Origin of the sequence: Ornithinibacillus halophilus (genome assembly GCF_900129485.1) — a bacterium.
In the GTDB taxonomy this organism is placed as follows: Bacteria; Bacillota; Bacilli; order Bacillales; family Amphibacillaceae; genus Ornithinibacillus; species Ornithinibacillus halophilus.
The window spans coordinates 19,675-38,449 of sequence record NZ_FQVW01000029.1 but is presented as its reverse complement, the minus strand read 5'-3'; the positions used below and the strand labels follow the sequence as shown (position 1 = coordinate 38,449).

14 protein-coding genes are annotated in these 18,775 nt (G+C 34.9%); all 14 read right to left on the bottom strand.

Annotated features, from left to right (window positions below):
• Positions 1 to 826: 826 nt before the first annotated feature.
• On the bottom strand, positions 827 to 1,135 hold the full coding sequence (locus BUB12_RS11760; RefSeq protein WP_072891114.1) for a putative quinol monooxygenase: 309 nt from the start codon (positions 1,133 to 1,135) through the stop codon (positions 827 to 829).
• Between the two features lie 80 nt (positions 1,136 to 1,215).
• Complete coding sequence (locus BUB12_RS11755) at positions 1,216 to 1,467, bottom strand: hypothetical protein (protein WP_072891113.1); 252 nt, start codon at positions 1,465 to 1,467, stop codon at positions 1,216 to 1,218.
• Between the two features lie 444 nt (positions 1,468 to 1,911).
• Positions 1,912 to 2,256, bottom strand: a complete 345-nt coding sequence (locus tag BUB12_RS11745; RefSeq protein ID WP_072891111.1) for a hypothetical protein — start codon at positions 2,254 to 2,256, stop codon at positions 1,912 to 1,914.
• Between the two features lie 79 nt (positions 2,257 to 2,335).
• A complete protein-coding gene (locus BUB12_RS11740; protein WP_072891110.1) occupies positions 2,336 to 2,578 on the bottom strand; it encodes a hypothetical protein in 243 nt (80 codons plus the stop codon).
• Between the two features lie 301 nt (positions 2,579 to 2,879).
• Positions 2,880 to 3,140: a hypothetical protein gene (locus tag BUB12_RS11735; protein WP_072891109.1), complete on the bottom strand. Its 261-nt coding sequence runs from the start codon at positions 3,138 to 3,140 to the stop codon at positions 2,880 to 2,882.
• Between the two features lie 153 nt (positions 3,141 to 3,293).
• The gene (yihA, locus tag BUB12_RS11730) at positions 3,294 to 3,875 is read right to left on the bottom strand and encodes a ribosome biogenesis GTP-binding protein YihA/YsxC (RefSeq protein ID WP_072891108.1); all 582 of its coding nucleotides are present in this window, start codon (positions 3,873 to 3,875) and stop codon (positions 3,294 to 3,296) included.
• Positions 3,862 to 6,192 (bottom strand): endopeptidase La, encoded by a 2,331-nt coding sequence (gene lon, locus BUB12_RS11725; RefSeq protein ID WP_072891107.1) that lies wholly within the window; start codon positions 6,190 to 6,192, stop codon positions 3,862 to 3,864. Before lon ends, yihA begins: the two co-directional genes overlap by 14 nt.
• Positions 6,193 to 6,477: 285 nt before the next feature.
• On the bottom strand, positions 6,478 to 7,755 hold the full coding sequence (gene clpX, locus BUB12_RS11720; RefSeq protein WP_072891106.1) for an ATP-dependent protease ATP-binding subunit ClpX: 1,278 nt from the start codon (positions 7,753 to 7,755) through the stop codon (positions 6,478 to 6,480).
• A gap of 378 nt (positions 7,756 to 8,133) precedes the next feature.
• Entirely contained in the window at positions 8,134 to 9,420 is a 1,287-nt protein-coding gene (gene tig / locus BUB12_RS11715) for a trigger factor (protein WP_072891105.1), read from the bottom strand.
• Positions 9,421 to 9,547: 127 nt separating this feature from the next.
• Positions 9,548 to 10,522 carry a tetratricopeptide repeat protein gene (locus BUB12_RS11710; protein ID WP_072891104.1) on the bottom strand — a complete coding sequence of 325 codons (975 nt, stop codon included), beginning with the start codon at positions 10,520 to 10,522 and terminating at the stop codon, positions 9,548 to 9,550.
• Positions 10,523 to 10,851: 329 nt separating this feature from the next.
• Entirely contained in the window at positions 10,852 to 11,580 is a 729-nt protein-coding gene (locus BUB12_RS11705; RefSeq protein ID WP_072891103.1) for a Fic family protein, read from the bottom strand.
• 197 nt (positions 11,581 to 11,777) lie between these two features.
• Positions 11,778 to 14,867 carry a type I restriction endonuclease subunit R gene (locus BUB12_RS11700; RefSeq protein WP_072891102.1) on the bottom strand — a complete coding sequence of 1,030 codons (3,090 nt, stop codon included), beginning with the start codon at positions 14,865 to 14,867 and terminating at the stop codon, positions 11,778 to 11,780.
• Positions 14,868 to 14,882: 15 nt separating this feature from the next.
• Complete coding sequence (locus BUB12_RS11695) at positions 14,883 to 16,103, bottom strand: restriction endonuclease subunit S (protein WP_072891101.1); 1,221 nt, start codon at positions 16,101 to 16,103, stop codon at positions 14,883 to 14,885.
• A complete protein-coding gene (locus BUB12_RS11690; RefSeq protein ID WP_072891100.1) occupies positions 16,103 to 18,664 on the bottom strand; it encodes a type I restriction-modification system subunit M in 2,562 nt (853 codons plus the stop codon). The genes BUB12_RS11695 and BUB12_RS11690 overlap by 1 nt, the downstream gene beginning before the upstream one ends.
• Positions 18,665 to 18,775 lie beyond the last annotated feature (111 nt).

The window sequence follows — 18,775 nt, the reverse complement described above, 5'->3', positions numbered from 1 at the left end:
TGGAATCTTCAAATACTTGAAGTGCCACAAAACCTTACGGTTAAAAGTGGCACTCCGTATTTGACCTCACTATCATCCCATGTCTAAAGACGGTCTACGACCTGCATGGGCTTTCTCGTTCGGAAATCGGTAATGTCAGGATAAAAAGAACAAGCAAACCTATTATAGACAGTACGAACACCCAAACCTTTTTTAACTTTAACTGTACAAAAGCAGAAACCAGCACAAGAATATTAAAAATCACAATCATTGAAATCCAAACGCCATAAGTTTGTTCTGGATCTGGTGCAGAAATGCTAAACATTGGCCCTATACCAATAAGAAATACTAATATGAATAATAATCCGTGCACCAAATATACTGCTGCCTTATACAATTTAATCACCTGTTCTCTACAGACTTATTAAAAAGAATCCATCTTACCTGTTGAATAATGATTGCTAGATGCTATAACATTTCAATAGAACGATATATGAGAAAAAGGACTTGTTCACTGAGCCAAATAGTCTTAAAGAGCATACATGCACACGCTCAGTAACCTAATCGGTACTATGATTTATCTGCTTTAATTACTCAATTATTTCCTCATTTTGTTTGTTTCCTCTTCTAATTTGCATTTCAATAGGCAAAAGAGTAACTACTTTATTAAAATCGTGACAAACATCACTAATTTTCTCCCCTTTTACTTATTAATTAATCTTGACCTTAAGCATATCTTCTGTCTATACAATAATATAATATTCCAACAATATTACTCTACGAAAGAAAAAGGCGATCAAATCCTGATGCCCTTGTTTAACTCAAGTACCCTAGCTTAATAATAATTCTATGAAATGCCTTTCCCACCACTTGTTAATAGGGTGCTGATTCTTTCCATTCCAGTAATAATTGGTTTTGCACGCCCTAATAGTGTTTGTGTAGCTTCAAGAGTTAGAGATGTTTGATGAGCTTTTTCATTACTCCAAACCTCATAAACATAAACTGAATTTGGTTCACTTTCAGAAATATTCACGAGATATATCTCACATTCATCAATTATCTTCATTGATTCTGCAGCTTCCAACAAAATATCTACCATTGTGTCACGTTTGCCTTCTTGTACCGTGAATTTTCCAAACAAGCTGAATTTGTTCATTATGTTCCTCCTCTTTAATTATTAACCAGTTATCCCGTTTCTACATCCGACCACCATTATCCTATTATTTTTCATATTCACTAGAACTTGAATAAACCCACCAATAGAATTACAAGAACAATGGCAAGGTATATGTAACTTTTCTTTATATAAAAAGTGACAATAAATATAACAGAAATTAAAACCCAAAAGAAGTTATCAGCTACTGGTGGCAACAGGCCAAAGAAAAATAGGTCAATGGAATTCTTTAACAATAAAATTACTACTAATGCCATTAATATTGAATCAGGTATTGATTTACTTTCTTTTTTCATGTTTATATTTGATTCCATCAAACTCCCCCTCGTATAGATATTATACATTATCACCTTTAGATCAAGAGCGATTGCTAAATTGAACTATCGCCCCCGTTTGTTTAAGATAATTTTACTGGTTTATTTGGATTGTTCTTTTTACCTGCAAAATAATTCCAACTATAATAAACAACCCAAAAGACAATTATTACTAAAAATGAAAAGTACCTGTAATTATTAGGGAGAAAGGTAAATAGTAATAGTGCAATAATTAAAAAAGGTGGCATAAGTATCCAATAACGCTTGTTTTTAAAATCTTTAAACACAATAACTCCCCCATATTTTGAAGATAATTCTACTTTTTATTTTTAACATAACTACTGCTAATGCTCGAAGATAGGGAGCAAATCCTTAATGAAGACAAGCACCCGTTTGTTGAAAGCTGACTTAATTATTTCAAGAGAGAATACTATTTCTCTTTCCTTATACATACAAGAAATATATCGCTATCGTAATTATCAAAAATACAAACACACTTTTAATTCTGTTTTCTCTCCACATACCAACTACTGATACAATTCCACCTATTGAAAGTATTATAATTCCAACCAAGTTAACTATTTCTAATAAAAGAATACTTCCAATTTGAGATATTAACGTACCAATAACAATAAGACCAATTGTGAAAACGAATCGTGGTCTCCTAAAATCCCTTTTTGCAGATTTTCTATCATTTACATCCATTTTTATATAAGTTCTAATTACCATAAAAATAGGTATTCCCCACATAAGAAAAAATGGAACCAATCTGCCACTATCTATGCTCAAATAATCCCTCCGATCTGAACCGATGTTTTGTATTCTTATTTGTTATTGAACTCTACTGTCCCGTTAGTACAATAGGTCCTTACTCTTCTGGTTGTTCTGAAGAAGTTACAATGATTTTCTTATCAACTGGTAGGATATGAAACTGTGTAGCCCAATTCATTTTTTCAAAAGCTAATCCTTCTCCAAATTCAGAAGGATAAATCCATAAAAATAAGTCCTTATCTTCATCAAACATTATTAGATTACTTTCCTCTTTGTCTATAATAACTTGTAATGTTTCTTTCGTTTTTGTTTCAATTGTCCAACCCCTAAATTTATACATCGTTTATTTCACCTCATAATGAATATTTTCTTTGGAATTCCTCATAATCCCTCTTGTATAATCCTGCCCCGTTACTTCAATAACTCTATAACTCAATAATAACATAATTTTCTAAATATATTTTCAAGCAATTAAAGAAGACGATCCGATTTTAAGACCACCTTGTTCAACTCTTGCACCCGTATGTCCTTTAAGTCTTTTAATATCTCATTCTGGGGGTATTGATAATAGTCCTTTTAACCCAGTTGCAATTCTTTCTTAAGAGGATTTATCTAATTTAGCGATGAATTTAACTGTGGATTTATGGTAAATCAACTTGTAGTCCGAATTCACGCTTTGCATCCTCCCCTGAAATGTATCCATCTTCGCATTCTAACTGCTTAACTTCTTCTTTGGTCAACAGTTCATTATCGCTTTCTAATTCATCAATCTTTTGCCACGATTTTGGTTTTTGTTTCTTTGAGCGTTCAATCAAAAACTCCATAAAGTCAAAGGCCGCTTTCTTATCCTCATCGTTTAAAGATTCCACCATTCTATATAAATCTTCCTTACAAATAGCCATTTCTTCCACCACCTTTGTCTTAGGCACACTTTTATTTATATTTATTATAAACCATTTTCAATTGAAATTTAATAGGAAGACGTTTAATTGCCTGAACTGGAAAACAATAAAAAAATTCCAGACTAGCCATCAGTCTGGAATTCTTATCTAATTCTATATATACTGCTTCAAAATCCCCCATGCCTCTTCTTTTCCTTCTCCAGTTTCGGAGGAGAATGGAAGGACAATGTCATCTGACTCGACTTGAAGCGTTTGGATCGTTCTCTTCAGATGTTTGGCACGTTTCGTTTTAGGAATCTTATCCAGTTTAGTAGCTACAACAACTACTGGAAGATCAAAATGCTTCAGAAAATCATACATCTGTATATCATCTCTTGTTGGCTCATGACGGACATCGGTAATTAGAAACACTGCTTTTAGCGTTTCTCTCGTTTGAAAATACTCCTCCATCATGACGCCCCATTTTTCCCGTTCCTTTTTAGAAACCTTCGCATACCCGTAACCCGGTACATCCACAAAATAAAATGCCTCATTAATTTTATAAAAATTTAATGTTTGTGTTTTCCCTGGCTTCGATGAAGTACGGGCAAGGTTCTTACGATTAATTAGCTTATTAATAAAGGAAGATTTCCCTACATTCGATCGACCAGCAAGAGCGATTTCTGGAAGTTGGTCATTCGGATATTGCTTTTGACTGACAGCACTGATTACAATTTCGGCATTAGTTACTTTCATCTTTTTCCCCCACTAGCGCATGCTCTAATACTTGATCCAAGTGACCGACAGGAATAAAGGTCAATTCCTCACGAACACTCTCTGGAATATCTTCTAAATCCTTTTTATTATCTTCAGGCATAATGATCGTTGTTATGCCTGCTCGATGCGCACTTAATGACTTTTCTTTAAGGCCACCAATTGGTAAAACACGACCTCTTAATGTAATTTCACCTGTCATTCCAACTTCTTTTTTCACAGCTCTTCCAGTTAATGCAGACACAAGAGCTGTAGCCATCGTAATCCCTGCAGATGGGCCGTCCTTTGGTGTTGCTCCTTCAGGGACGTGAATATGAATATCATATTTCTCATGGAACTCAGGGTCTATTTGAAGCTCTTCGGCACGTGATCGGATATAGCTAAAGGCAGCTTGGGCTGATTCTCTCATGACTTCACCTAATTTACCGGTCAACGTTAGTTTTCCTTTACCAGGGTAATGAGAGACTTCAATGGATAATGTGTCCCCACCTGCAGCTGTATATGCTAATCCTGTAGCTGCACCGACTTGATCTTCTTTTTCCATTTGTCCATATCGGAAGACTGGCTTCCCTAAAAATTCCTCGATACTCTTCTCAGTAATAACGACTCGTTTCTTTTCTTCTGAGATAATCACTTTAGCAGCTTTTCTGCAAAGCTTGGCAATTTGTCGTTCAAGGCTACGTACACCAGCTTCTCGAGTATACATACGGATTAATTTTTGTAATGCTTCATCACGTATTTGTAAATTGCTTTTAGATAGTCCATTTTCCTTTATTTGCTTAGGAATTAAATGTTCCTTTGCAATATGTAACTTCTCTATTTCTGTATAGCCAGAAAGAGAAATAAGTTCCATACGATCAAGCAATGGACCAGGAATATTATTAACATAGTTTGCTGTTGCAATGAACAGAACATTCGATAAATCATACGTTTCTTCAATATAATGATCACTAAAATTACTATTTTGTTCAGGGTCTAGTACCTCTAGTAATGCAGAAGATGGATCGCCACGAAAATCATTCGACATTTTATCGATTTCATCTAATAAAAATACCGGGTTTACGGTCTTCGCCTTTTTCATCCCTTGAATGATTCTACCAGGCATAGCACCGATATACGTACGACGATGCCCCCTAATTTCAGCTTCATCGCGAACCCCACCTAATGAAATTCGAACAAACTTACGATTGATCGAGTTAGCAATCGAATTGGCTAACGATGTTTTCCCAACTCCAGGTGGTCCTACTAGACATAAAATTGGCCCTTTAATCGTATTCGTTAGCTTTTGTACAGCTAAATATTCTAAAATACGCTCTTTTACCTTCTCTAGTCCGTAATGGTCTTTATCCAGTATCTCTTGAGCGCGTTGGATTTCAATTGTATCTTCTGTTTTCTCTGTCCAAGGAAGAGATAGTAACCATTCCAAGTAATTTCGGATCACAGAACTCTCAGCAGAACTTTGTGGTACGGTTTCATAACGTTTAAGTTCTTTTAAAGCAACCTCTAAAACTCGTTCTGGCATATCAGAGTTCTCGATTTTTTCTCGAAGATCACTAACTTCTCCAGTCTTCCCGTCTTTCTCTCCAAGTTCTTTTTGGATAGCTTTCATTTGTTCACGCAAATAATATTCTTTTTGCGTCTTTTCCATCGAACTTTTTACCCGTTGCCCGATTTTCTTTTCTAAATCTAATACTTTCTTCTCATTAGAGATTAACTTCACTAAGTGGGTTAATCGTTCTTGAGCATTCAGTATTTCAAGTAGTTCTTGTTTTTCTTTAATTTTAAGAGATAAATGCGATGTGATGATATCGGCAAGTCTACCTGGTTCTTCGATATCACTTACGGTTGCTAATGTTTCTTTGGTAATTTTTCGAGAGATTTTAATGTATTGCTCAAATTGCTTTAACAACGACCTCATGAGCGCCTCTTCTGCTTGCTGGTCTCCGGAGGTTTCTTCTAGTTTATTTATTTCCACTACAAATTCTTCGTCTTCCTCAATATAACGGACGATTTCCCCACGCTCTAGTCCTTCGACTAACACCCTTATCGTACCATTTGGTAATTTCAACATTTGCTTCACTTTTGCAACTGTACCAATACGATAAATATCTTCCGCTTTTGGTTCATCTAAACTTACTTTCTTTTGAGCTGCTAAGAAAATTAATTGCTCTTCCATCATTGCTTTTTCTAATGCTTGAATGGATTTGTCTCTACCAACATCTAAATGTAGCACCATTGTTGGAAAAACAAGCAATCCACGTAACGGCAGGAGGGGAAGTTGCATCGATTCTTTCGTCATAGTATGTACCTCCAATTATGTTGTATAAAATAATAATTTAGGCAGTTTTTACCTTTATGTATGGTTTATGGAATATGTCCTTAAAGTTTATATAAAAATGATTGCTTTGTAAATTAGGATGCACCTTTTTAGGATTTCACTACTATTATGGCCTTAATACGTATACTAATCCACGACATTCCTGTTATGCATGTAAACAATAAAACTGACTTAGCATACAGCCCAGATAAGGACTAGTTTAGCTAAGTCAGTTAAATTAAGCTTCTAAACCTACACTAACACTAATTAAGCACTTTCTTTTGGTAACGTTACATTACCTTCTTTAATTGTACCGTCTGTGAAGATAAGCTTTGGACTGCCATCTTCTTTCTCAACAGTATCCTTAGTGATGATACATTTCTCAATATCATCTCTAGAAGGTAGTTCAAACATAACATCAAGCATAATTGACTCAATGATGGAACGTAAGCCTCGGGCACCCGTTTTTCTCTCAATTGCTTTTTTAGCAATCTCGACAAGTGCATCGTCTTCAAACTCTAATTCTACATCGTCCATTTGGAAGAGCTTCACATATTGTTTTACTAACGCATTTTTAGGCTCGGTTAAGATTTGAACTAATGCATCTTCATCTAACGGCTCTAGACTTCCGATAACCGGTAATCTTCCGATAAATTCAGGAATTAATCCGTAACGTAGAAGGTCTTCAGGTAGTACTTTTGAAAGCAACTGACCTTTATCTAGATCTTCTTGTTTTTGGTTGGATCCAAATCCAATTACTTTCTTACCTAAACGTCGCTTAATCACTTGGTCGATTCCATCAAATGCTCCACCACAAATAAATAAGATATTTGTTGTATCGATTTGAATGAATTCTTGATGTGGATGCTTTCTACCACCTTGAGGAGGCACACTTGCAACGGTACCTTCAAGAATTTTTAGTAATGCTTGCTGAACCCCTTCACCAGATACATCTCTTGTGATAGATGGGTTTTCAGATTTACGAGCAACTTTATCAATTTCATCGATGTAAATAATCCCTTTTTCGGCTTTTTCTACATCATAGTCTGCTGATTGAATTAATTTAAGCAAAATATTCTCAACGTCTTCCCCGACATAACCAGCTTCGGTTAATGACGTAGCATCTGCCATAGCAAATGGAACATTTAAAATTCTAGCTAAGGTTTGTGCTAATAACGTTTTACCACTACCAGTCGGTCCAATCATGGCGATATTACTTTTAGCTAATTCAACATCATCACTATTCGTTGTGGAATTGATACGTTTATAGTGATTATAAACTGCTACAGAAAGGTTTTTCTTAGCCTTCTCTTGTCCAATCACATAATCATCCAGAATCTCGCAGATTTCCTTTGGCTTTGGAATTTCTTTGTATTCTGTTTCCTCTTCTGTACCTAGTTCTTCTTCAACGATTTCTGTACATAAGTCAATACATTCATCACATATATAAACCCCAGGCCCAGCAACTAATTTGCGGACTTGTTCTTGGCTTTTACCACAAAATGAACATTTCAATTGTCCTTTTTCTTCATTAAACTTAAACATTAATTTCACCCCTAAAAGTTTGGATCGACTTCTAAGCTACACTATTTGTTTCAACTGTCATAGTAATCATATCAGATTGAAATTAGAAAACAAAACAATATACTCTTGTGTAGTGTAAGTTGATTTATTTTACCATGAATTTCGAATTTAACCAAGAATTTATACATATGTCAAACTCGGCATAAGGACATCATTAAATTGAAATTAGGTATTTATTACTTATCGTATGTAGCACCCTATTGATTAGATGACACATTTATGAAAAAGTTTGTACGGTACAATAAGTAAATGTCTATATAGTGTAAAACAAGGTGCGAAACTTTCGCACCTTGTTTTATTTGTTTGTCTATTTATGTTTTTCTATGCTAGATTTAAAAATTAAACTGTTTTGCTTTGTTCAACTAAGAAATCAATTGCTTTTTTAAATTTCAAGTCTTCTTTGATTGCATCTGTGTTTCCACCAAGCATTTGTGTTAACTGCTCAACGTCTACTTGATACATAGAAGCCATGTTTTCTAGTTCCGCTTGAACATCTTCTTCAGAAACTTCTAGGTTCTCAGCATTTGAGATCGCTTCTAGAGTAAGATTTGTTTTCACGCGTTTGCCAGCATCTTCTTTCATTTGCTCTTTCAATGCATTTTCATCTTGACCAGAGAACTGGAAGTACATATCTAGAGTCATACCTTGCATTTGAAGACGTTGTTCGAATTCTTTAAGCATACGGTCTAATTCTGTTTCAACCATTGCTTCTGGAATTTCAACTTCTGCATTGTCAGATGCTTTTTCGATTAATGCTTCACGTTTTTGGTTATCAGCATCTTGTGCTTTTTGAGATTGTAACTCTTCTTTTTTCTTGTTTCTTAATTCTTCTAGAGTTTCTACTTCTTCATCAACATCTTTAGCAAATTCATCATCTAATTCAGGTAATTCTTTTGCTTTGATTTCATGAACTTTTACTTTAAATGTTGCTTTTTTACCAGCTAAATCTTCTGCATGGTAATCTTCTGGGAAAGTTACTTCGATTTCTGTATCTTCACCAGCAGCTTTACCAACTAATTTCTCTTCGAAACCTGGAATAAATTGACCTGAACCAATTTCTAGTGAATGGTTTTCACCTTTTCCACCTTCAAATGCTTCACCATCTAAGAATCCTTCGAAGTCCATAACAACAGTGTCGCCTTCTTCAACAGAACCTTCTTCTTTAACGATAAGTTCAGCGTGACGCTCTTGTAGTTGTTTGATTTCTTCTTCTACATCTTCATCTGTTACAGTAACATCTTGTTCTTCTACTTCAAGACCTTTGTAATCACCAAGTGTAACTTCTGGTTTTACAGTTACTGTTGCAGTGAATACAAGTGGTTTGCCTTGTTCGATTTCTTCAATGTCAACAGAAGGCTGATCAACAGGCTCAATACCTGCTTCATCGATTGCTTTTACATACGCATCTGGTAGAACGATATCTACTGCATCTTGATATAATGATTCTACACCGAAACGTTTTTCGAAAATGCTACGAGGCATTTTCCCTTTACGAAATCCTGGAACTTGAACTGTTTTAACTACTTTTTTGAAAGCTTTATCTAAAGCAGCATCAAATTCATCTGCAGAAACTTCAAATGTTAAAACACCTTCATTACCTTCTTGTTTTTCCCATTTTGCTGACATACAATTCCCTCCAAAATCTATTATTTCCATTAACTACTTTTGTTCATTAATTGGGATAATTAGTTTAAAATTTATATTGACAACCATCTTATTATAACATAATTCATATGCCTTTCAAGCATTAAAGCTAGAGTTCATCTACCACACTAAGAAATAGTTTCTCACAGGTTTCTATTTCTTCTATTATATCATTAAGCTCTTCAAACTCACTCTCATTATGTAGGTTTAAATTCCGTTCTGCAATGTATGTAATCGCTCGTGCAATCGATTCTACCTCGTCATTTGACGGAAGAAAAGGATAGCGAACAAATGTGTAGCGGTATAATATGTCTTTAATCATATTAAATAGAGTCGGATTTTTCTGTTCGGTCTCATTTAATAGGTTCCCAAACTGTTGCATAAAATGATGGTTCTCTAATTCAACTGTACTAGACGGATTAATATGTATATGTAGTCCAAACTTGGTCATTTCTACGGCTTTATCCCAATTTTTTTGTTGTAACCATTGAAAGATAGTCGTCTTAATAACAGGGTGGACAGATTCTTCTATTAATAACCCTATTATTTTATGGTTGGGAGTTAATTTTTTATGTTGCATTAATTTAATATATCGCCATTGACTATGATAATCATGTAGGTCTACGGCGTTTAAGAAGTCCTGCATATATTCATTCATCAATTCCTGATTGCTATCTTGCTCTAACTTTGCACTCATTTCATACAATTGCTTAAATTGTTGTCTCATTGGAGCAGGGATTTTATTAGAGCTTAGTTCATATTCCACATTTTCCATTAATAACTCGTATTGATTGGTTTGGAATAAGATCGTTAAGTAGATATGTAAGTATTTATAGTAGTCATTATCTTTAACGGCTAACACGTCTTCACAGAGATTCTGTGCTTCATCGTGTCGATTCAGTTCCATTAAGCAAATTAACTTGCCAATGATAATTTCATGACTGGATATGTTGTAACTAATTAGTTCATTTAGCTTTTTCAGTGCTTCTTCATACCGTTTGTCTTTTAATGCGGCCAAGCTCTCTTCTTCAAGCCTTGTCTTCCACTTAGGAAAAAGAATAACCTTCTCTTCACTGTTTTCCATTTCGCCCCTCCTTTTATGTTATTTTTTCTTGGTTCCAAGGTATATATACATTCCCTTATTGAAGTACTATTAAACGCAAAAAATGATGCCTTGTTTACATTTGTTGATTACCATTAGAAAACAAAAAAAGCCTATCGTTCTTATAGGTTCTTCGTAAACTACCAAGAGGTGTATATATAGGAAGAAACTTTTTATTTAGGTAAACGTTCGTTAACGATAACAACTTCTTTTATTATGACATATTTTGGGAAGGTAGCACAATATGGAAAAATGCAGAAAAAAAGGATCAGTACCTCCAGAGTTGGGGGTCTGACCCTCAGAAATTTTAGCTATCCAATTGCTCTTAGATACAAATCTAAAGAGTCCTCTACTTCCTTTGCAACTAACTGGATAAAGTCATCATAATCCTCTTGAGTATGTGCCTTATCTAATGCTTCATAATAATCAAGTCGATTTTCTACTTTAATGACAATTGGTGGGAAGCCTTCTTTCATGAGTTCTAAATTTAATAAAAGACGTGAAGTTCGCCCGTTACCGTCAATAAATGGGTGAATACCAACAAAAATTGCGTGTAACAACGCGCCACGGGTAACTGGATGCATTTGTGTTGTTTCTTGCTCGTACCAATTCATTAGTTGCTCCATTTGTTCTTTGATAAGATATGGTGCTGGTGGTGTATGTTTAGCACCTGAAATAAAGACTTGCTGGTCCCGATATGTACCCGCATAATCATCATTAATACCTTTTAATATCAAACGATGTAGATTCTTTATTTGCCATTCTGATAGAGGTTCCTTATTCTGGACAACCTCTTCAACATAGGTAATAGCATCCCGGTGATTAATGACCTCTAAGTGTTCGCGCATTGTTTTCCCACCAACGGTTATACCTTCTAATATGACTTTCGTTTCTTTAATTGTTAATGTATTTCCCTCAATTGCGTTTGAGTGATATATCCATTCAAGTATTAACTTTTCATGTAAGCTTCTTGAGGTGTACGTAGGCAAAGGTCGATTTGAATCAAGACGAGCTTTTTTTTGATCGATTTTTTCAAACATTTTCATACCACCTCTTAAGGTTTACACCAGCTTCTATACTGAGTTCACATTCTTGTCTTGCTTAGTAGGAAATTACACCTTGGTTTGCTTCTTATAGTTACCATGTAATCAAACGCAATTAAAGAAAGAATGGATCAGTCCCTCAACTCTCTACCACTTTAGCAGAGTTGGAGTCACTGACCATCAGAAATCCATTTCTATTTATACTTCCTTTTAATTTTCGGTACAATCTCCGGTAGTATTTTCATGAGCTCCATATTATGTTCCAATAGGTTACTAGTTTTCGGGGTTTCAATCGAACCATAATCAACATTACTTGTTAATTCATCGATATAAGGAATATCCTTTGGATTCGCTGTTGAATAGGCTTCTACCGATTTCTCAAAAATTACTTCATTAAGCCCCCACTCTCGGGACACTTTATAAATTTCATTTTTTAACTTGCTTCGCTTCCATTCTTCATATGCAACATCAAAGTTCATATCACTTGATACATTTCCAGGTTCTAATTCCTCTTCAACAAATTGCTTCAGTAGCTCTGCTTGATCAAAATCACCCATATTACTTAATTCTTCAATATGTTGATAAATAATACGTAAGGTTTCTGCATCCACTGTTTGTTTTCCATCTGTTGAAGTGGCTTTATCCCCGATTAATTGAATAATATAATACGCATCAATTTTTTGGGTACCAGCTAGCTTTGCTTCACCTAATGGTAATATTGGTAGATCTTCTGGATCATCGTCCGGATTATCATCTCTCGTTACGTTACGATATGCACCGACATAACGCATCCACTCATGCTCTGTTATACCGAATGCTTCGTCTACCCAAGCAAATTCATAATATTGCTGAATCGTATTTAGTTGACTGTTCGCCTTTTTAAAAGCTTTTACGAAGATTTCCTTTGCCTCGTCATCTTTTTCTAAGGCTTGCCATGCCGTTGGATCTTGTAAAATCTCCATCACTTCTTGTGAAGATTTTACAAATTCATCTACTGCTTCAGGATAAGGTTCTACAATTGCTTTACTATTCTTTCCGCCACTTCCATATAAAATTAGGGCATCATTTACTGTTTCTTCCGTTATTCTTGGGTACTGGAAGTTGACAATCGTCCCAAATTCCTTTTCCTTCCCATAAATTCGGTTTGTGCGTGAATAAGCTTGAATTAATCCTTGTAGTGCAAGTGAACGATCCACATATAACGTATTAATGAATTTAGAATCATAACCTGTCAGTAACTGATCGGCAACAATAACAAGGTCAATGTTTTTCGGATTCCGACCACTTCCACCGTGTGTTGCTCGTTCAACGACATCTTCATAATATGCATCCTCACCTCGTCGTTTATCACCGTAAGCATATTCAATTCCAGTGAATGCTGCATAATCTTTAAACATCGTTTTAATTAGTTCTGGGTCGGTAGGTTCTCTATCTGCATCTGTTCCAAAACTAAATGTCATCGCCACGTTAATCGCAACATCATCACGTTCTGCTAATTGCTTTTTAAATTCTTCATAGTAAGCAATTACTCGATGCTTGAATGCGACCGTTAAAATGGCATTGAAAATCTTATGTTGTGATTGATCTTCCCAGTTGTTTAATATTTCCTCAACTACTCTCGGGATATGTGTCTCATCATGATAAAACAATAATTTGCGTTTTTTTGCTTCCTTTTCTACTTCTAACTCAGAAAGTTCATATACTTCTCGTTCGAGTTTTCTTTTCGGTGTATCAGGTTGTTCAGCTAGTTTATATTCCACAATTTGCTCGCGTAATGTATCGTAACTTTCAAATTCTCCGGTATTTATGTAGTCAACATGAAAGCCTAATACGTTTTTATCTGCAATTGCTTCATCTATCGTATATTGATGCAATAGTGGTCCGAAAAGCTTTTCTGTTGTATCAATGAGTTCACTCTTCTCATTGATCATTCCTTTAATCTTATTCTCGTCAAATAAGGGTGTCCCAGTAAAACCATAAAACAGACCATTTTTTCGGAAGTAATTTTTAATGGATACCATCATGTCACCCATTGTCGTTCGGTGAGCTTCATCAATAATAAAGACGATTTTCTTATTTGCTAAACTTTCATCCTTCGCTTCGATTAAATCTTTCACAAGATTATTTAATTTAAATGTTGTCGTTACAACGATACCAGTACTAGTAGAGGTTAAGAGTTTACGTAACTGATAGGTATGTGATGTATCATCAACGGCTACTGATTCGTATTGTGCATATGCTTTGAAATTATCACTCGTACGACTGTCGAGTTCTTTCCGGTCTACTAAAAAGACAACATTATCAAATCCTGCTCTAGTCGATAAAAATAAAGCTGTTTTAAAACTCGTAATCGTCTTACCAGAACCTGTTGTATGCCAAACAAAACCACCATGAGGAATTTTATCATCATTATCCCAGCCTAGGGCAGCACCTTCGACAGCTTGCAAGGCATGTACTTGATAAGAGCGTAATAACATATGTTTACGATTTTCTTCTTCTCTTGCTTCATCAATGACTAAATAATCGCCAACCATTTGATGTGCCATCGGTATCATTAGGAAGTGACCAATGACATCTTCCCAATGATTAATCGGTTTATTATATTTGTCTGCCCAATGAAAAACAAAGCTTGGATTAAAAGCTTTAATTGACTTTGGTGTCGCAAAGTAACGTGTAGCTACTTCTGATGTCATCACCATCATTTGTGAAAATGCCATGAAATTATTCACATATTCACCGTCTGCATAATACCGTTTAAACTGATTAAATGCTTCTTCTAACGATTTGTCTGTACGCTTTTGTTCAATATTAATGAGTGGTAGACCATTAATGAGTAAAACAATATCAAAACGATTTCCATTCCGTGTTTCTACTTCTCTCGCGATATTGTAACTCGAATCTCCACCACGTACTTGTGCTTTTTTAAAGATGGTCAATGTAATCTGTTCACGTGTCACGTCTGGATGAGAATCTCGATAAATGCCATCAATTTTCCCAGTTGATTGTTCCATTGCTAATAACTTTGCCGCTTCATAACTGTTTTCAATTTGCGATACTTTTGCCATCACTTGTGCAAATTCATTATCTGTTAAAGGAACACTTTCCAAGACATCCGCATTCATTCGGTTAAGTTCCCCACGCCAATGATTGACTAAATCTTGTACCGTTACTTTTTGATTATTTCCATTTAGAAAATCTGGTGCTTTCCATTTGTATTGTTGTAGTTTTGCAACGAACTTATCTTGAAAAGCTTTTTCCGTCGCATTCTTTCGCCCATTACTCATTGAATAGCCTCCTCTCTACACAAACATTTCCTCTAAATAAGCCTCTTTCATTTTCTTTAGCTTTTCTAGCTTTTTTTCTTCGGTTGTAATTTGGTTATCTAAGTTTTTGAAGAATTGACCTATTTTTTGTTGTTCTTCATGCGAAGGGACAAATAAAATTACTTCATTGATATCGTCTGAATTAACTGAATCAAATGTAGATCCTGTACTTAATCTTTCCCAATAGCCTTCCATTTTCAGTTTTATTAAATACTGAAATATAAACTCATTTCCTTTAATTCCAGCAACTCCTCGCCCTAAAACAACATCATAATCTGTTTTCCCCACCTCTCCTACTGGTGCTCTAACAGTTAGAATCAGGTCTCTCTTATTAGCCATTTTTGTGAGTTGGGTAGTCCATATACGTGGAGTAACTCTATTTTTCTTCATATCTGCATTACCTTGAACAAGAATATATTTAGACCTATCACTTGTATATGATGAAGATTTAGGTGAATGACCCATTGTAATTTCAACTAAGTCACCTAATTTTGATTCAACCCATTCGCCTTCAAATTCTTTAAACCTTCTTTTCGGTACCGTTTCGCCTTCTAGTGGAAACATTTCGGTTAAATATGCAGACTTTAATGCTTTTACTTTAGCGACTTTTCGTTCTTGATTTGCGATTCTTTCATCTAAAACCTTAAAAAACTCACCGATTTTTTGTTGTTCTAATGTAGAACCATGATTAATATTGTATTCCCACAAATCATTTATAGTAATATTTGCTTGATTTGCATTCCCTCTCTCAATGCTTCTTATATAGTCTACATATCTTCTCTTTAATAAATTTCCATAAATAAAATAAGAATCATAATCATTTATCGGAGATAACTTCACCAAATTCTGATTCAATAATCCTTGATTATGCCTCTTCACTAATATTGGTCTTCCTACGGCTGATTCTTTAAGCTCAGCTTTTGAACCGACAGTAGTAATTATAATATCCCCTAAATTTAATTTGTAAGCTTCGTACTTCCTTTGATAAACTCTATCGATAAATATCTTTTCATTATTATCAATAATTTCAGTAGTTCCTAGGTCAGAAACTCTGATTATTCGTATACCTTCCTTTCGATAATACCTTGATTTAAACGCAAAACCTTTTATATAATAAATGCAATCTTTAATCTTTACTGTTTTCCACACTTCTTTAAATTCTTTAAACCTTCTCTTCGGAACTAACTTATTTTTCATTATTCCGTCACCACCAATTCTTGCAGCATTGCTTCAAATTGTTCCTCTAGTGATTTACTTTCTTTCTCAATTGTTTCTAACGTATCAGCATATCTTTCCTTTAACTCTTTCAATGTATCCAGTTCATTTTTAAGAGGTACTTCTACAAGTTTTGTGATGTCTCCAGTTAATTGACCAAACCACTTTTTATACATGAGTTGATCGATTTCTTCATTCGATAAGTTTTCTATTCTTTCTTCAACTTGTTCAGTTAATGCTTTTTCTTTTTCTCGAATTGCTTTGGTTAAAGATGATCTTTCATCCAATAGTTTTTTAACCTTATCTAATAAAACATATTCATCTGTATCTTTTGCAACCTTCTTTAATTCTGCTTTTATCGCTGATAAAGTAAAGTCGTCTTCTCTAGCATTTAATGTATCTCCCAAAATTTGTGATTCGTCACTTTCTTCTACTTTTGCTGCTTCAACGAGTTCATTTATTTCATCATTAATAGCTGCTAAAGCTTCTTTTTGTGTTTCTGCATCATGTAGTTCTTCTGTATAGAGTTCCTTTAATATAAGTTCATTTGGGACAATTGCACCAACCCAACCATCCTGTTCTGTTCGCTTCGTTTTACCAGAACCTTTTGTTACCATATTCGCTTCACGTGTTTTTCCTACTGTATAAAAGTCACTAATCGCAATTTTCTCTGAATCTTGGGACAGTGTATTTCCCCACAATTCCGCAATAATTTGATAACCATCATACGTGCTAACGTGATTAAATTGTTTTAATAGCTGTTTAATTTCCGATAACATTTCTTCTTTTAACGGTTCAATATCATTTACATCAGCCACTGTCTTTAACTTTTCCCAATATGTATCCATATAGACTTTCGTTACTTCTGTTAATGAGTTGATTTGTTTTTGTACGTTTTCATCTGTTAACACTTTTTCTGTTAAGTCTTCAACTGATTGTGTTAATTCTACATAACCTGGGCGGACTTCAGTAAGCGCATTATATAAAACGTCTTTCGTCATGTCGTGTAGAACTGTTAGTGTATTAATTTGGCTTAATGGGATGCCACCATACAAATGTGCATCCACATCATGGGCAATATCTTCTTCTACCGCTTCAATATAACGTGGGATATTTAAATTGTATTCATTTTCTATGATGTCTTTTTTAGTTGCTTTATAACTATACCCAGGTTCACTCGTGCGTTCGATATATGTATCAACAATTTTAGCGATATCCTTTTCTTGTAATACGTTTTGCTTTCCTTCTTTTACAAACGATTTTGAAGCATCAATCATAAGAACAGGATCATCTAGCTTTCGGTTCTTTTTCAAAATCAGCACAGTTACAGGGATGCCTGTATTGGTAAATAATTTATCAGGCAAGCCAATGACCGTATCAATATAGTTTTTCTCTAATAGTCGTTTACGAATTTCTCCTTCTGCCCCTCCACGGAATAACACACCATGTGGAAGTACAATGGCCATCGTACCTTCTTGACCTAAATGGAATAAACCGTGTAATAGAAATGCATAATCACCTTTAGAATCTGGTGGTAAAACCCCAGCAATTTCAAAACGTGGGTCTGTTACTTTTAAATCTTCTTGATTCCAATTTTTAACGGAGTATGGTGGATTCATCACGACCGCATCAAACTGAACACCTTCATTAGGACGTTCTGGATCTTCAGGCCAATCTTGTCCTAATGTATCACCATTTTTCACCGTCATTTTTTCTGGTCGAACACCATGTAATAATAAATTCATTCGTGTTAAGTTATATGTAGCTGTATTCTTTTCTTGTCCATAGTAATGGAGATCTTTTCGATTATCTTCTGTTAAATATCGACTAACCGTTAAAAGTAATGAACCCGATCCAACAGTAGGGTCATAAATCGATTTTACCTTCGTAGTTTTAGCAACAATTTGTGCCATGACTTCACTTACTTGACGTGGCGTATAGAACTCTCCAGCTTTCTTTCCCGATTCCATCGCAAACTGACCGATTAAATATTCGTAAGCATCTCCTAACACATCACCTTTTTGGAGAGCAACCATATTTAGATCGGCGAATAATTCAATTAATTTACGGATGTTTTTACTTCGAGCGTTCAAGTTACTGCCTAAAGCAGTGTCTGTTAAATCAATCGTAGAACTAGAAAAAAGCCCTTTAAAGTCATCGATATCTCCAGTTGTTGCAACCGTACGTTCGAAACTTTGTAAGCTCTCTGTTACCTTCTCTAATTCGAATGTTCCTTCACGAATATCTTTTAACCATGTCTGGTATAAGTGTTTAGGTAAAACATAATATCCAAGGACATTTTGAATCATATTAATGAGATTGTCTCCATAACTTGCATAAGCCTCTTCATAAGCTTGGACAATTTCTTGCTCATTCCCCTTAGCACCACTTGTTTTTACAAATGTCTCAAGTGTTTTATCACTAAGGAATTTATAGAACATTAACCCTAACATATAATCTTTATAACGGCTGGCATCCATAGAACCACGAAGGTCATTGGCACCATCCCATAGTCTTCTTTTAATATCATCTGAAGTAATCATTTCTTTTCCTCCCTGCTTGTGCATTCTTTCTTATTCAAAGTTTTTAAAAGGTCATTTATGAGAATCTGTGCTATGTAATTCTTTACTATCTATTTTAGTCGTTACTTGAAG

Coding starts and splice junctions, on each gene's coding strand:
- BUB12_RS11760 (WP_072891114.1), bottom strand. CDS start 1,135: ATGAACAAATTCAGCTTGTTTGGAAAATTCACGGTACAAGAAGGCAAA.
- BUB12_RS11710 (WP_072891104.1), bottom strand. CDS start 10,522: ATGGAAAACAGTGAAGAGAAGGTTATTCTTTTTCCTAAGTGGAAGACA.
- BUB12_RS11755 (WP_072891113.1), bottom strand. CDS start 1,467: ATGGAATCAAATATAAACATGAAAAAAGAAAGTAAATCAATACCTGAT.
- BUB12_RS11735 (WP_072891109.1), bottom strand. CDS start 3,140: ATGGCTATTTGTAAGGAAGATTTATATAGAATGGTGGAATCTTTAAAC.
- clpX (WP_072891106.1), bottom strand. CDS start 7,755: ATGTTTAAGTTTAATGAAGAAAAAGGACAATTGAAATGTTCATTTTGT.
- BUB12_RS11695 (WP_072891101.1), bottom strand. CDS start 16,103: ATGAAAAATAAGTTAGTTCCGAAGAGAAGGTTTAAAGAATTTAAAGAA.
- BUB12_RS11740 (WP_072891110.1), bottom strand. CDS start 2,578: ATGTATAAATTTAGGGGTTGGACAATTGAAACAAAAACGAAAGAAACA.
- BUB12_RS11700 (WP_072891102.1), bottom strand. CDS start 14,867: ATGAGTAATGGGCGAAAGAATGCGACGGAAAAAGCTTTTCAAGATAAG.
- yihA (WP_072891108.1), bottom strand. CDS start 3,875: ATGAAAGTAACTAATGCCGAAATTGTAATCAGTGCTGTCAGTCAAAAG.
- lon (WP_072891107.1), bottom strand. CDS start 6,192: ATGACGAAAGAATCGATGCAACTTCCCCTCCTGCCGTTACGTGGATTG.
- BUB12_RS11705 (WP_072891103.1), bottom strand. CDS start 11,580: ATGTTTGAAAAAATCGATCAAAAAAAAGCTCGTCTTGATTCAAATCGA.
- tig (WP_072891105.1), bottom strand. CDS start 9,420: ATGTCAGCAAAATGGGAAAAACAAGAAGGTAATGAAGGTGTTTTAACA.
- BUB12_RS11690 (WP_072891100.1), bottom strand. CDS start 18,664: ATGATTACTTCAGATGATATTAAAAGAAGACTATGGGATGGTGCCAAT.